Consider the following 13240-nt stretch of genomic DNA (forward strand, 5'->3'; position numbering starts at 1 on the left):
CGTTCTTTCCGGGAAGAAGGTTAACGTGATAACGGCCCGACCGGAAGGGTCGGGCCGCCATCACAATGCGGAACGTACAGACGCGATTAGTCGCCCAGGCGCAGGCCCGTCTTGGTGTCGAACAGGTGCACGTGGCCGGACTGCGGACGAACGAAGATGGACTCGCCCTTCATCGGAGGGCGGCGGCCGTCGACGCGTGCGACGATGTCGTGGCTCTTGCCATCAAGGATGGTGTGGCCGTAGACGTAAGCGTCGGCACCGAGTTCTTCAACCACGTCAACCTCAACCTGGAGGCCTTCGCCGTTGCCGACGGTCTCGAGGTCTTCCGGACGGGAACCAACGGTAACGGTCTGGCCGTGGGCTTCCTGGAGAACGTCGCGCGGCACGGGGTAAACCGTTCCGCCGAACTGGACGCCGCCGTCGACGACCGGCAGTTCCAGCAGGTTCATGGCCGGGGAGCCGATGAAGCCTGCAACGAAGACGTTCTTCGGGCGGTCGTACAGGTTGCGCGGGGTGTCAACCTGCTGGAGCAAGCCGTCCTTCAGGACTGCAACGCGGTCACCCATGGTCATGGCCTCGACCTGGTCGTGCGTCACGTAAACCGTGGTGACGCCGAGGCGGCGGGTCAGGGATGCGATCTGCGTACGGGTCTGGACGCGGAGCTTGGCGTCAAGGTTGGAAAGCGGCTCATCCATGAGGAAGACCTGCGGGTTACGGACAATTGCGCGTCCCATGGCAACACGCTGACGCTGACCACCGGAGAGAGCCTTCGGCTTGCGGTCCAGGTACTGCTCAAGGTCAAGAAGCTTGGCGGCTTCGCGAACACGCTCTGCGCGCTCTTCCTTGGAAACGCCGGCGATCTTCAGCGCGAAGCCCATGTTGTCCGCAACGGTCATGTGCGGGTACAGGGCGTAGTTCTGGAAGACCATTGCGATGTCGCGGTCCTTCGGGGGAACATCCGTGACGTCGCGGTCACCGATCAGAATGCGGCCGGCGTTCACATCCTCAAGACCTGCGAGCATGCGCAGGGAGGTGGACTTACCGCAACCGGAGGGTCCAACGAGGACCAGGAATTCGCCATCGGCGATGTCGATGTTGAGCTTATCGACGGCGGGCTTATCTGTGCCCGGGTACAGACGCGTAGCGTTATCAAAAGTAACTGTAGCCACAGTTATCAATCCCTTCACCGGCAGGTACGTGCCGGACGATCCGTTGTGAATGGTTCATTTTCTTCAGTTGAACTCCCCGGCCTGAGGCCGGGGAGGATCGTGTAACGCCGCACGGTACTGTGCGTCACATCACAACCAAGAGTATGTCAGACTTTTTGACTAACTACCTAAATGTTACGAACATCACATATGCAACTGCTCACATATCAGGCCTCTGCGGTGACCCGTCGGCGCTCCCGCAAAAGCGCTTCCAGCAACTCCGCCACGTGGACGGGAGCCTCCACTCGGTACTGTGCCTGGGTGTAATCCAAGCCAACCTTGATGCCGACGTCATCACCCATGAGCCTGCCCATGGCGTCTTCATCCGTGACGTCGTCCCCGGCAAACAGGATGGCCGTGGCACCTGTCGCCTGGCGGAGGAACTCCACGGCTTCGCCCTTGGAAGCGTGGACCACGGAGGTTTCCAACACCCGCTTCCCCGTCTTCAGGTACACCCCTGGATAGTCGCCCAGGACCCGCGTGGCGGCCTCGACGGCGTCCTCCGCCACGTCGTCCTCGGCCATCCGGGTATGGAGGACAACTCCGGCAGGCTTGTCTTCGAGGACGGTACCGGGGGCGATGTTCACGATTTCGGCAAGCACCTCACGGACGGCAGCCAGTTTCTTCCGCTGGTCCTCATCCAATTCCAGGCCCAGGGATCCCTCGCCCAGCCACACCTCGGCGCCATGGCTGCCTATCAGCAGCGTGTTGGCCGGCGGAGAGGCGACCCGCCGCAGACTGTCCAGGGCCCTGCCGGAGATGAGTGCCGTCGTCGTGCGTGGCAGTTCGGCGAGGCTCGCAAGCGCTGCAGCCGAACGCGGAAGGGGACGCGCGTCCTCGGCCCGGTCGACGATCGGCGAGAGGGTTCCGTCGAAGTCCAACGCCACCAGCAGGTGCTCCGTGCCGGAAATACGACGGACGGCGTCCAACAGTTCCGGTGACAGCGACAGGTTCTCAGCTGTCATCACGAACCACCTTCTCCTCCAAGGCGGCCAGGAACTCGGCCGACCAATGATCGACATCGTGGTCCAGGATCTGCTTGCGCATAAGTTTCATGCGGCGGCGTGCTTCCTTCGGGGAGAGATTGATGGCGCGCAGGATGGTGGACTTGAGGCCGTCGATGTCGTGCGGGTTGATCAGCAGGGCCTGCTTGAGCTGATCGGCTGCGCCGGCGAACTCACTGAGGACCAGCGCGCCGTCGTCCTCGGAACGGGCCGTGACGTATTCCTTAGCCACCAGGTTCATGCCGTCGCGCAAGGCCGTCACCAACATGACGTCCGCAGCCAGATACAGGGCCACCATCTCTTCCACCGGGTAGCTGTGGTGCAGGTAGCGCACGGCCGTGTTCTGGATGGTGTCGTACGTGCCGTTGATGTGGCCTACGGTGCCCTCGATTTCCTCGCGCAGAAGCCTGTACTGCTCCACGCGCTCCCTGCTGGGGCTGGCCACCTGGATGAGGGTAGCGTCCTCTACCTTGATATGTCCGTCCGCCAGGAGTTCCTCAAAAGCCTTGAGCCTGTGCCGGATGCCCTTGGTGTAGTCGAGCCGGTCCACGCCCAAGAGGATGGTCTTGGGGTTGCCCAGGTCCGTGCGGATCTGCCGGGCCCGCTCAATGATGTCCGGCCTGGCGGCGAGCTCGCGGATCTGGTCCACATCAATGGAGATGGGGAACGCCTGCGCCCTGGCGATGTGGGTCACTTCCCCGTCCGGGCCCTTCACATGAACCTGCTGCTGCTTCACGCTGGCGCCCAGGAAGCGGCGGGCGGAGCGCATGAAGTTGCCGGCGTCGCTGGGGCGTTGGAAGCCCAGCAGGTCAGCGCCAAGGAGGCCGTCGATGATTTCGCGGCGCCACGGCAGCTGGGCAAAGATCTCCGGCGGCGGGAAGGGAATGTGGTTGAAGAAGCCGATCTTGAGGTCCGGCCGGGATTCCCGCAACAGGCGCGGAACCAGTTGGAGTTGGTAGTCCTGCACCCACACAGTGGCGTCCTGTGCTGCGTGCCGGGCTACGGCGTCGGCGAACTTCCTGTTGACCTTGCGGTACGAATCCCACCAGGTCCTGTGGAACTCCGGCGGCGCGATGACGTCGTGATAGAGCGGCCAGATGGTCGCGTTGGAGAAGCCCTCGTAGAAGAGTTCAACGTCATCGCTGCTCAACTGTACGGGGATCAGGTCCATGCCCTCATGGCTGAACGGGCGCACGGTCTCATCCGGAGCGCCATGCCAACCCACCCACGCGCCGTCGGACTTGGTCATCATCGGCGCGAGCGCCGTCACCAGGCCGCCGGGCGAGCGGCGCCAGCCGTCCTTCTCATCTCCGTCGTCGCTGATCCGATCGACAGGCAACCTGTTGGAGACCACCATGAAATCGAACTTGGTTGCCGTGGGCTTCTTGACGGGGGAAGCCCGAACGCCTTCTTCGGTTGTGAGTTTCTCGCTTGCCAAATCCTGCATCAATGCTCCCTGGGGTTGCTGTGACTCAACTCCCAGCCTACTAGCGGAATCTTCCCCGGCGGTTGATCGTTCAACTACCGGGCGGACGGGTGCGCGGTAGAGCTCCAAGTTGGCTCCCGTAAACTGTCCCCGTTGCCCTAGCTATTCACTACGACGTCGAGTAACCCGAGGAACTGATGAGCCCCGCAAACGAATCCCGCCTGTCAAAGGCTGAACGCACCGCCCAGGCACGGGAAAAAGCGCGAGCAATCCGCGAAGAACAGTTGAAGAAGGAGAAGCGCAACAAGCTTCTGGTCGGCTGGGGCATCGTGGTTGCCATCGTCGTCATCATTGCCATAATCGCCGCAGTGGTCATCGGCAACATCCAGAACAACGCGCCGGTTGCAGACCAGGGCCCGACGCCGGCCAACGGCAACGTCCACGGCGGCGTCACGCTGCTGGCTGGCAGCGAAGTCGTCAAGTCGGAGCCCGGCAGCGTCAACGTCGCCGATGTTCCCTCCGCTCCCGCCACCAAGCCCGCCACGGTGACCGTGCCCGGCGGCGAAGCCGAGGCCGGGAAGCCCGTCAAGGTGATCGCCTACATCGACTTCATCTGCCCCGTCTGCAAGCGGTTCGAGACCACCTACGGAGAGTCCCTGACCAACCTCCGCAACGAAGGCAAGATCTCCCTCGAATACCGTCCCCTCGGGTTCCTGGACCTGCAGTCCACCACCAACTACTCATCCCGCGCAGCCAACGCCGCAGCATGCGTAGCGAACACCTCCCCGGAGAAGTACGCGGACTTCTTCAACCTGCTCTTCGAACGCCAGCCGGCCGAAGGCAGCGCAGGCATCTCCGACAAGGACCTGAAGGCCATGGCCACTGAGGTTGGCGCCGCCAATATCGACTCGTGCGTGGACAGCAAGCAGTTCCGTCCTTGGGTGAAGGTTGCCACGCAAGAAGCAGCCGCAATCGGCATCACCGGCACGCCGACCATCTTCGTCGACGGCAAGCAGTGGGACGGTTCCACTGACCTGAACGCCGAGATCCAGACCGCCATCACGGCAAAGGGCTAAGCCTTTATCTGACATCACGACGGCGGCCGGTCACCTTCTCGTTGAGGTGGCCGGCCGTTGTTGCTCAGGCAAATTTCGTTGACGGGGATGGTCTGGGCTAACCTTATCTAGCGCTCTTTCGCGCATGGTTCCGGGTAGCCGGAGCGTGCCTCCTTAGCTCAGTTGGCCAGAGCACCGCTCTTGTAAAGCGGGGGTCGTCGGTTCGAATCCGACAGGGGGCTCCACGAACCCCTCCATTCCGGCGATTCTGCCCGGAACGGAGGGGTTTTCTTGTCTGAAATGCAGGGCACTACACGTTTTCAAGAAGGCAGACGACACCAGCGGGCTCCCCAGCTGCATAGAGGGAGCCATGGAGCCAGAGAAGAAGGCCCTGAGGGCGACGACGGACCGAGACAACGTAGGGACGCTCAGGGATACAAATAGGACCGTCGGCAGGTGTCAACCCATTCCGGTGGACACCAGGAACAACACCGGTGCCGGCTGTACTTCCGACGCGTCGAAGCATCAGAGTTGCAGAGGCAGTGTGCGAAGGACGGCCAAGTACCGGACTGATTCTGAGCCTTTGAACGGGACCGCCTGATGGGAAGGTCCAGCCTGCCGATTGGCACTTGGGGAACGATCAGCGCCGCGAAGGACGAGACGACAGGGAAGTGGCGGGCCAGTTGCAGGTTCCGCGGCTGGGACGGGGCCACTCGGACGTACAGCAAGTTCGGTTCGACCAAGGGCAAAGCCACAACCGCGCTGCCAACCCCACTTTGAACGTGCGACGACAGACGCGAGAGACCAGACTTGAAGCTGTCAGCGGTCTCCTGGCCGGCTGGGGTGCAGCTAGTAATAGAGCGTCTCGCCCGTATCGAGGCGCACAACAATGCCCCATGCCTTTGGCCTGCTCTTCCCCATCACAGCCCTTTCATCTGGCCTCAATCTTCGCACTCAGTATCGGGCCCGCAGGATTGGCAGGACGCACACTGCAGTGGCTCCTAGTATTGACACATATCCTTACCTAGGTATGGTTTAGTGTATGCAGAACATGAACGCGATGACCGTCGCGGAGGTGGGGGAGAGGCTCGGTATCACCCGCGCGTCCGTTCATGGCCTGCTCGGCTCTGGCCAGTTGACGGCCAGTGGCAGGGCTGGCCGTATGCTGCTCATCGATCGTCAGTCGGTGGAGCGCCTGGCCCTGGCCGGTACCCGTCGCGGCCGCGCCTGGACGGCCAGGATTGCTTGGGCTGCATTGGCGCTGCTCTCTGGCCAGAACCCCACCTGGATCAGCGCTTCGGAGAAGTCCCGGTTGAAGAGGCGACTGCGTGAGCTGGACGCCGACGCCGTTCGTGTTCTTGCCCGGAACAAGGACATAACCCATCGCTATAGGGCGACTTCGGACGGGCTGGCCGCACTTAGCGACCACCTGATCCCAAGTGGCGCCTCGGCCATGCGCGAGGAGTCCATTGCAGGGACCTTCGGGATGGCCGGCGGGAGCGGGACTGCAGAGGGCTATGTCATGATCGGCGACGTATCCGCCCTCGCGGACGCGTTCGGCCTGGTTGAAGATCCAGACGGCAACGCCATCATTCATGAAGTCGATTTGGATGAACCCTTTGCCGACGGCCGGGCGCCGGTGGCAGCGATCGCCGTGGACCTCATGGACTCACTGGCAACCCGCGAACGCAGCGCCGGACAACGCGTCATCAACGAACTGCTCCATGTCTGAACCTGAACTGGACGCAGTCGCCGAAGCGGAAGATGACCGCGAGACCTGGGACGTGCCTGTGCCTCCTGGAGGCTGGGGAACACCATGGCCACAGTGCGTGGAACTGGCCCGTGCCCTGCCGTCCACCCAATGGACGTTGGTCGGTGGGCTCATGGTGCAACTGCACGCTGCGGCCGCCGGTCTTGCCGTCTCCAGGCCAACGGCGGATGTCGACATTGTGCTGCACATCGAGACCGGTGCGGCGACGACGACGAACCGGTACTCATCAGCATCCCGAATGCCCTCGGGGCGTTGGTCTTGAAAGGCGCGGCCTACCGCGAGGACTCCCGCGACAGGGATCGGCACCTCGATGATGCCGTCGTCCTCTGCGCGACCATCAGAACACCGCTGGCCACGGCGGCCCAGATGAAGGGCAGCGATAGGTCACGGGTTCTTTCCCTGCACAAAGAGCTGGCCGATCCGGGGCACCGATCGTGGCAGCTGCTGGACCCGGTCGACCGGACACCGGCGATGGACGCGCTGCGCATACTTGCCGCCAATCACAGCCTGCCGCCAGCCAACCGCCTCAAATCCGGCTGACAACGTCGAGGAGCGGCTGTCTAAAAACAATGGTCATAAAATCCCGGCCATTGTTATTTGACGTAAGAGCAAAGCGCAGGCTGAAACTACGCATGTCAAAGTTGAAGGGCTTGATGTGGCAGCATGCATGCTGTCGGGGCGATCAATCGCCCGTTCAGGAAGGGAACTCATAGTGCCACCGCGTCAAACACCTGCCCAAAAGTTGTCAGCGAAGCTATTGCTGGGCAATGAATGGGCGCCGATCACCACCCGGATGGGTTTCATCAACCTGCCCTTGGACGACAGCGCTCACGAGTGGCGGGTGTGGGCTCAAGGCCGTCCGACGGAAGGCGGGACAGGGGTTGGTGTCACTGAACTGAACGGCACGCTTCCCGAACTTTTCGAGAAACTCCTACCCCTCGACTGGAGCTATCGGTGGCTTCTTCTGGAGACGAGCAACCCGGAATGGACTGCCATCGTGGACAACTCCCGCGGAGGGTCCAACCTTCATGCCGCCCTTCACATGCATTTCCCGGACGCCCGCGGAATCACTACTGTCGAGGTCGAGGACGAACCCCGGAACATCAAACGGTTCGACGATGAACCAGGCCGAGGCCGTTGGGGTTCACGGACCTTCACAGTCCACGACAAGGAAGGGCTGAAGCGGTTCCTGAGCCTCAGCAACTTTGAGCCGTGGAAATTCAACCAGAATGGCGAGCCCTACGATTTCGAGGACACGTCCAAGTACGAGGAACCGAAAACGACGGACCGGTTCACCCACGAGATGCTCGTCGAGTACTGCCGTCAGCTTGGACTGGAGCCGTTCGAGGATGACTTCTACGTCCCGACCGGCCGCGCAGTGATGATCGAATTGCTTGGGGATTCCCGGGAACGGCTCGGATACACCTTGGCAGAAGCCAGAGCAGGCTACGAGGATCTGACCCAACGGGTCTGCCAGGAGCCGGTTGAATGGAAGCAGCTCCACCCGTCCGGCGTCGAATACCCGCCCTATGATGCGACGTTCCCGATGACCGGGTACAAGCGCTTTGCCAAGCCCACCCCTTGGGATGACGCCCGGACCGAATTTGAGCAAAGCCTGCAGCGGTACAGCTCTCATCCGGCGGAGGCATCCCTGAGCGTAGGCCTCGATGAGCATGGGACATTGGCCTACCCGACGTTTGAGATCACCAACCCGCGACTCAGTGTCCTGGTCGCCCCGACACTGCTGGAAGCGCCGGCAGCGGTGCGTGAGTACACGGCGGCGTTCATCAGCGTCCAGTACGAGAAGTTCAACGGTATGTCCGTCTACAAGGCGTTCTATCCGAACAAGAAGCAGATGGCCGTCATCCGGAAGCTCTACAAGGACCAAGGCCTGTACCCGTTCGACCAGCCATCCGATGGCGTCTACTACACACTGGCGCTGGACAAGATGGTCCGCATGACGACAGACCTGAAACTGACATCGGAGCTCGTGGACTGGGAGAACACCATCGCTCAGGCAGGCCCCAAGGAGGTGGCTGCGCCGGACCGGAGAAGCCACTCGAAGGCGTGGGACATCCGGCTGCACATCCAGGAGAACGAGGACGCCATCTGGAACGCCGAACTCGACGACCGCTGCGTGTGAGGTCTGCGCCTGACTACTACTGACCGGTGGCGTGCTCGGCCCAGTAGATGGCTCTGCGGACGGCCTCGGTCCGCTGTTGGGTCGGACAGGATGAGGCTGATTGCGTAGAACGGGATGAAGATCAGGGCCATGAGCGGGCCGAAGATGACCCCTGCTTCCTTGGCAGCGTTCAAGGCCGACAGTTGATGTCGTCAGCCTCAAACTGCTGTGGTGAAGTGAACTAATGTCCTACCGATCGCCGAGCTTCTCCAAGACCTCGGCAGGCGGCTCCGGTGTTGGCCGGTCCGCGGGGATGACGACCCAGACGATGCCGTGCTCGTCCTGTCGGGTGGTGGCCGCAAGTGTGCCTAGGGGTTCGGCAAGATTGATCGCTATGTCCCGCGCGTAGCCTTCGATGGTGCCGTCCGCTGAGGTGGGCGTGAACTCGAACCGGTGGCCCAGGATCGTGGTTGGGTCCATGGAGCGGCGGTGCACTACGCAGGCGGCCGGTCCGTCCTCCCAGATGCCGATGATCTTCACGTCCACGGTCCAGTAGCGGTCGACCGCGTCGTCTATGTGCTGAACCAGGTGCATGGCGGGCCAAGCTTTCTAAACAACTCGCGCCGAGCCGACGTGCCTTAACTATTCGAGACCAGAATGTTGGCGTGTACCTTGGTGAAGCCGGAAGCTTCCAGGTCTTTGGTGTCGTAGCCGTCTGGGACGAGAATGGATGTTTTCTGGTCAGGCCCTGACGCCTTCAGGATCTCTCCACGTCCTGAACCCTTTCCTGCGCAACTGGCGTGCCAGCCGGCGGGGTTTTCAACGGGATAGACAGCGAGGCATGAGGTAAGCCCTTCCTCATCCTGTCCGAGGAAGAATTTCTTATCGTTGGCCTCGGCGACCAAAAGTACTTTGCTCAGGTTTGTGTCGGGCCCGAAATTCACACCGTCGGGAAGGCTGTCGCTCGCTGTGGATTGACGCTCGAGCGCCTTGAAACCGGGTGCCTCGCCGGAACAACCCGCGAGAAACGAACTAACTGCGAGCGTCGTGACTAGGAATGCGAACTTTGGCTTCTTAATGGCGCTGCCCCCTCAGGCTCTTGTGTGTTTGATTCTAGCCACAACGCAGGAAAGCCCCGCCGATGGGGGACCGGCGGGGCTTCCAATTCAAAACTATGCCTGTCTGGTTCCACCACCAATTGGATTCGCTAACAGCATTTCGCTTGAATACGTAGCTGTCATTCGAGCTGAAGCAGACGGCCGGTCTGCGGAGTCAAAGGCGACGGAGGATCTCTCCGTCGCCTTTGACTCCTGCGTATAGGGACCGTCAGTGGGTTCGTTTTGCGTTACCGCGGGCAGCACGGCGTGCGATGCCCTTCGGGATGCCGCGTTTGGCTATGTAGATCAGCACTCCCACGACGATGAGAACGAGTATGACTACTGCGGCAATGATGAGGTGCCAGGCGGCGATTCCACCCATGGTGATCCTCCTTGGATAATTAGGACGAGTAGGTCATGTAGGCTCCGCCGAAGCCAACATTCAGCTGAACCCAGAAGTTGAACGCGAAGGGCGTACCGGCAGGATAGGCGAGGACGGTCAAGCGAGCCGTCGCGGGGGCCCCGGGTGTTTCATACTCTCGAGTTACCGCGAACTCCGTCTGTTCTGCGCTCGATGCTCCGCCGATGATGTAATCGGGGGAGTAGATGCTTCGAATGTAGTCGACATTGTTATCGACAGCAGAGTAGTCGGCGCGGAAGCCCATGTAGACCAGGCCCGCCCAGAAGTCGACCAAGCAATTGTCGTAGTTCTCGGTCGCTCCGACACGGTAGTACCCGCACTCGCTGATACCACGGGTTGTTATTTCGCCCTCTTGAGGCGCGGCCGCTGGCTTTTGAATTGACGTGACGTTAACGGAGCCGTCAGCGAACCGGGAAACAGTTTCTGTCTTGCCCGTCTTCTCGACGGTTTGGGTATCCACCGGCGTGGCCCCATTCAATGAGTCCCAGGTCTCACCACGCTGGTATTTGGCGACCAGTCTCTCCTGAGTTTCCGCCGTTACCTTGTAAAGGGTAAGGAACTCACGAGCCTGTTCCAGGGACTGGTTCACGTCTGAAACGGCCACTTTGGGTGCCGGCGACTGAGCAGCTGTTGCTGCCGGAACAGATGCCATGGTCAAACCAGCAGCAAGAAGAATTGCGGTTCCGAACGCGGATTTTTTCAAGGTATCCCCCAGTAATCTTGACTATTTTCGGTCCGTTGCCGATCAGTCCAGTGTTAAGAGAGGATCTGAGGATTGCAAGTCAAGTCCCCCACTGCAGTGAAAGGTCCGCTGTGCCGGGTCATAGAGGGTGGGGTTGTGGCTTGGCACCACGAGCCTCGCGGAGCCGCTTCCCAGCGTCTGGAGGGAAGCACACGTCTCATAAGGCAGCGATGATTATCTCAGGTGTTTACGGGCTACGAGCCGCCGAGCAGGTAGTGGAGCCGGTCCCGCCTGCTGACCCCGTGGCGGCGTTGCAAGCCAGCCGGGCAGGTGGAGCCCAGCAGCCTTTCCGGACCACACTGTTCCACACCGGCATCAATTCGGGGCCGGTCACCATGACTGTAGACGTCCTAGGTGCCCGTCCCGAGTCTGTTCTGGAAGGGTGGGAGGACGTTCATGAAGTCTCAGCCAATCTTCCTGCAGGGCGGGTGGCCGCCGGCAGACCCATGGAGGAACTGACGGCGTTGGGAGAAATGGGGGAGGACGAATCCGGAGACTACAGAATCCGAGTGTCCGCTGTGGGCCGCGATGCGGCTCCCGACTTGGTCTCTTCGACAGCTGTTGAAGACTATCTGGTGCAGATCTGGCCTGAGGCGGTGTTAGCGCCGCGGGTTCTCTCCGCAACTTCGCAGCAGCGCCAGTACTGGGCGGCCAGGCTGGGCTAAGCGTGTGGTGGCGGAGCTACTTGAGCTCAGCCGCCACTTCGGCTCCCTGAGAAACTCTTGCGGAGAGGGCATGGCGCCTACATCTGGCGGACATGGGCACCCCTGCCCATATACGCCAGAAACCCCCGCTGATAGTTTCGCTCTATCCATACAGGACTATTTGGGGGAGTAACCATGAAACGCAGAATTGCCGCAGCATTGCTCGGATTGGGCATCGCAGGTTCCACACTCGTCGGCGGTGCGATTCCTGCCCAGGCGGCCACGTTGAGGGTGTACACCTATGAGTCACTTTCAACGTGCAACCAGGCCGCTGAATACTACGCCCAGCGCGGCACTATCGTTCAGTACTGCACCGTCATCAGCACCGTCAACGGTGTGCCGGTCAAATGGCGTCTGATGTTCAACATGTAGGAGTGTGCTGGCACGTCGCTGCCCGCCACGATGCCTTATTCAAGGACTGCAGCAGGCCCACTCCAGGCATGACACGATAAGGGACACGCCGTCTCGTAGGGCGAGGGATTCAATCTGCTCCGACCGATCGATCATGCGGATCTTGTGGGACTCCTGAGGGGTCGTCTCCCTAAGCCGAGTCACGTCGCTTATTCGCCCCAGCCTACGCAACGCACACGATGGAGCGGGCCCGACGAGAAGAAGAAGCGCTGCATGGACGTCAGCCGGCTACTGGGGTTTGTACGATCTCAGCTGGCTGATCTTCTGCCGTGTCGCCACGATCAGAGGGCGTGCCGCGACAACCCCTGCCTTCAAAGTGCCAAGAACCTTACTCCAGCTGCTGCGGAACGGCTCCTGGTCTCGCAGGTTTTGCGTCAGTCCCCATGTTGTTCGGGTGAGGTGCACGGCCATCACTACTGTGAACAGGGAAATCGCCAGGCCGGCAGCCGATGCCACTACGATCATCACGCCGGTGATGTGCACTAGGAGGACGGCAGGGATCACTACTGTGGGGGCGTCAAGAAGGTCCATATTCGTTTCTCGTTGGTTGGTCTGGTGGATCGGCTGTTGTGCGGTGTGGCCGTGGCTGGGCGGTCTGGTGTTACACGTCTTTCAGCGGGCGCACCTTCATATTATTGAAAGTCTCGGGACGCTGTTCGGCACTACTGCCGGACGCTGGCCCCTGGCGTGGTCTTCTGACGAAGCTGCGTCAGGCCGGCGACAGCCAGCCCGGCGGTGAGAGCCAACGCTGCTACCCAGAGGGTCAAGCCGACGAGGTCGTGAACGGCCATTTGGGGGAGACGTCGGTCCGGTACAGCAACGACGCCGATGAACGCGCCAATGAGTCCGAAGTAACTGCCGGTCATAAATCGTTGGTGAGCGCGGATGTTGCCCTTGCGGACGGACCACAAGCCCAGGGTCAAGGTGCAGAAAGTCAGCACAGAAAGTGCGTGAAGCCAGTTGAACCCGCCGTCGATGGTCCGGATCCCGAATGAGGTGAGGACGACGACGTACATGGTCGCCGCCCAGATGCGGCCCAGGATCTTGTGTGCTGCGGTGCCTTTGTTGCGCTTGAGCAGGTTTACGGCGCCGAAGATCAGGGCGTAGCCCGCAGCGATGGCGTGCAGGGCGATCAGGAAAGTCCACGGCGAAGGCATACGGCCAGCCTAGCGAGTCGGACGGGCAGTGACGGACTGCGGCAACATGGGCGCAATGATCGGAATCGCTGCCCTGTTCCGGCTCGAACGTCCGTGGTCTCTGGCGGCGATCACAATCGTGG

At 61.3% G+C, this 13240-nt stretch carries 16 protein-coding genes and 1 tRNA gene; 8 read left to right on the forward strand and 9 right to left on the reverse strand.

Annotated features, from left to right (window positions below):
- Positions 1 to 86: 86 nt before the first annotated feature.
- The 3 genes from JMY29_RS04160 to JMY29_RS04170 all read right to left on the reverse strand — a co-directional run bounded on the left by JMY29_RS04160 (position 87) and on the right by JMY29_RS04170 (position 3659).
- Entirely contained in the window at positions 87 to 1169 is a 1083-nt protein-coding gene (locus tag JMY29_RS04160; protein WP_018779877.1) for an ABC transporter ATP-binding protein, read from the reverse strand.
- A 206-nt stretch (positions 1170 to 1375) separates the two neighbouring features.
- Positions 1376 to 2173, reverse strand: a complete 798-nt coding sequence (gene otsB, locus JMY29_RS04165) for a trehalose-phosphatase (protein ID WP_189076854.1) — start codon at positions 2171 to 2173, stop codon at positions 1376 to 1378.
- Positions 2163 to 3659 (reverse strand): alpha,alpha-trehalose-phosphate synthase (UDP-forming), encoded by a 1497-nt coding sequence (locus tag JMY29_RS04170; RefSeq protein WP_064723542.1) that lies wholly within the window; start codon positions 3657 to 3659, stop codon positions 2163 to 2165. Before JMY29_RS04170 ends, otsB begins: the two co-directional genes overlap by 11 nt.
- Positions 3660 to 3835: 176 nt before the next feature.
- Between JMY29_RS04170 and JMY29_RS04175 the strand changes: the two genes are divergently transcribed.
- The 6 genes from JMY29_RS04175 (at position 3836) to JMY29_RS04200 (ending at position 8607) form a co-directional block, all read left to right on the forward strand.
- Positions 3836 to 4714 carry a DsbA family protein gene (locus JMY29_RS04175; protein WP_018779880.1) on the forward strand — a complete coding sequence of 293 codons (879 nt, stop codon included), beginning with the start codon at positions 3836 to 3838 and terminating at the stop codon, positions 4712 to 4714.
- Positions 4715 to 4861: 147 nt separating this feature from the next.
- Positions 4862 to 4938, forward strand: a tRNA-Thr gene (locus JMY29_RS04180).
- Positions 4939 to 5735: 797 nt separating this feature from the next.
- Complete coding sequence (locus JMY29_RS04185; RefSeq protein ID WP_189076853.1) at positions 5736 to 6425, forward strand: helix-turn-helix domain-containing protein; 690 nt, start codon at positions 5736 to 5738, stop codon at positions 6423 to 6425.
- Positions 6418 to 6726: a hypothetical protein gene (locus JMY29_RS04190; RefSeq protein ID WP_064723544.1), complete on the forward strand. Its 309-nt coding sequence runs from the start codon at positions 6418 to 6420 to the stop codon at positions 6724 to 6726. Before JMY29_RS04185 ends, JMY29_RS04190 begins: the two co-directional genes overlap by 8 nt.
- Positions 6723 to 7004 (forward strand): hypothetical protein, encoded by a 282-nt coding sequence (locus JMY29_RS04195; RefSeq protein WP_055974205.1) that lies wholly within the window; start codon positions 6723 to 6725, stop codon positions 7002 to 7004. The genes JMY29_RS04190 and JMY29_RS04195 overlap by 4 nt, the downstream gene beginning before the upstream one ends.
- A 172-nt stretch (positions 7005 to 7176) precedes the next feature.
- Entirely contained in the window at positions 7177 to 8607 is a 1431-nt protein-coding gene (locus JMY29_RS04200) for a hypothetical protein (RefSeq protein WP_156369792.1), read from the forward strand.
- A gap of 228 nt (positions 8608 to 8835) precedes the next feature.
- Here JMY29_RS04200 and JMY29_RS04205 read toward each other — a convergent pair whose 3' ends face one another.
- The 4 genes from JMY29_RS04205 to JMY29_RS04220 form a co-directional block, all read right to left on the reverse strand.
- Positions 8836 to 9180 carry a hypothetical protein gene (locus JMY29_RS04205; protein ID WP_079582573.1) on the reverse strand — a complete coding sequence of 115 codons (345 nt, stop codon included), beginning with the start codon at positions 9178 to 9180 and terminating at the stop codon, positions 8836 to 8838.
- A 44-nt stretch (positions 9181 to 9224) separates the two neighbouring features.
- Entirely contained in the window at positions 9225 to 9530 is a 306-nt protein-coding gene (locus JMY29_RS04210) for a hypothetical protein (RefSeq protein ID WP_229778711.1), read from the reverse strand.
- A 382-nt stretch (positions 9531 to 9912) separates the two neighbouring features.
- Entirely contained in the window at positions 9913 to 10065 is a 153-nt protein-coding gene (locus JMY29_RS04215; protein ID WP_018779902.1) for a hypothetical protein, read from the reverse strand.
- Positions 10066 to 10084: 19 nt separating this feature from the next.
- Positions 10085 to 10807, reverse strand: a complete 723-nt coding sequence (locus JMY29_RS04220; RefSeq protein ID WP_144027694.1) for a hypothetical protein — start codon at positions 10805 to 10807, stop codon at positions 10085 to 10087.
- 209 nt (positions 10808 to 11016) lie between these two features.
- Here JMY29_RS04220 and JMY29_RS04225 point away from each other — a divergent pair, with 209 nt between their 5' ends.
- Positions 11017 to 11511: a hypothetical protein gene (locus tag JMY29_RS04225; RefSeq protein ID WP_189076852.1), complete on the forward strand. Its 495-nt coding sequence runs from the start codon at positions 11017 to 11019 to the stop codon at positions 11509 to 11511.
- 174 nt (positions 11512 to 11685) lie between these two features.
- The gene (locus tag JMY29_RS04230) at positions 11686 to 11922 is read left to right on the forward strand and encodes a hypothetical protein (protein ID WP_018779905.1); all 237 of its coding nucleotides are present in this window, start codon (positions 11686 to 11688) and stop codon (positions 11920 to 11922) included.
- A 267-nt stretch (positions 11923 to 12189) separates the two neighbouring features.
- Here the strand turns inward: JMY29_RS04230 and JMY29_RS04235 are convergent, their stop codons facing one another.
- Both JMY29_RS04235 and JMY29_RS04240 read right to left on the reverse strand, forming a co-directional pair.
- The gene (locus JMY29_RS04235; protein WP_079582576.1) at positions 12190 to 12492 is read right to left on the reverse strand and encodes a hypothetical protein; all 303 of its coding nucleotides are present in this window, start codon (positions 12490 to 12492) and stop codon (positions 12190 to 12192) included.
- Between the two features lie 131 nt (positions 12493 to 12623).
- Complete coding sequence (locus JMY29_RS04240) at positions 12624 to 13118, reverse strand: DUF2306 domain-containing protein (RefSeq protein WP_189076851.1); 495 nt, start codon at positions 13116 to 13118, stop codon at positions 12624 to 12626.
- Between the last annotated feature and the right edge of the window lie 122 nt (positions 13119 to 13240).

It is taken from the genome of Paenarthrobacter nicotinovorans (genome assembly GCF_021919345.1).
GTDB lineage: Bacteria > Actinomycetota > Actinomycetes > Actinomycetales > Micrococcaceae > Arthrobacter > Arthrobacter nicotinovorans.

Excerpts from the sequence above, each read along its gene's own strand:
- otsB (WP_189076854.1), bottom strand. The coding sequence starts at position 2,173 with ATGACAGCTGAGAACCTGTCGCTGTCACCGGAACTGTTGGACGCCGTC.
- JMY29_RS04170 (WP_064723542.1), bottom strand. The coding sequence starts at position 3,659 with ATGCAGGATTTGGCAAGCGAGAAACTCACAACCGAAGAAGGCGTTCGG.
- JMY29_RS04175 (WP_018779880.1), top strand. The coding sequence starts at position 3,836 with ATGAGCCCCGCAAACGAATCCCGCCTGTCAAAGGCTGAACGCACCGCC.
- JMY29_RS04185 (WP_189076853.1), top strand. The coding sequence starts at position 5,736 with ATGCAGAACATGAACGCGATGACCGTCGCGGAGGTGGGGGAGAGGCTC.
- JMY29_RS04190 (WP_064723544.1), top strand. The coding sequence starts at position 6,418 with ATGTCTGAACCTGAACTGGACGCAGTCGCCGAAGCGGAAGATGACCGC.
- JMY29_RS04205 (WP_079582573.1), bottom strand. The coding sequence starts at position 9,180 with ATGCACCTGGTTCAGCACATAGACGACGCGGTCGACCGCTACTGGACC.
- JMY29_RS04215 (WP_018779902.1), bottom strand. The coding sequence starts at position 10,065 with ATGGGTGGAATCGCCGCCTGGCACCTCATCATTGCCGCAGTAGTCATA.
- JMY29_RS04225 (WP_189076852.1), top strand. The coding sequence starts at position 11,017 with ATGATTATCTCAGGTGTTTACGGGCTACGAGCCGCCGAGCAGGTAGTG.
- JMY29_RS04230 (WP_018779905.1), top strand. The coding sequence starts at position 11,686 with ATGAAACGCAGAATTGCCGCAGCATTGCTCGGATTGGGCATCGCAGGT.
- JMY29_RS04235 (WP_079582576.1), bottom strand. The coding sequence starts at position 12,492 with ATGGACCTTCTTGACGCCCCCACAGTAGTGATCCCTGCCGTCCTCCTA.
- JMY29_RS04240 (WP_189076851.1), bottom strand. The coding sequence starts at position 13,118 with ATGCCTTCGCCGTGGACTTTCCTGATCGCCCTGCACGCCATCGCTGCG.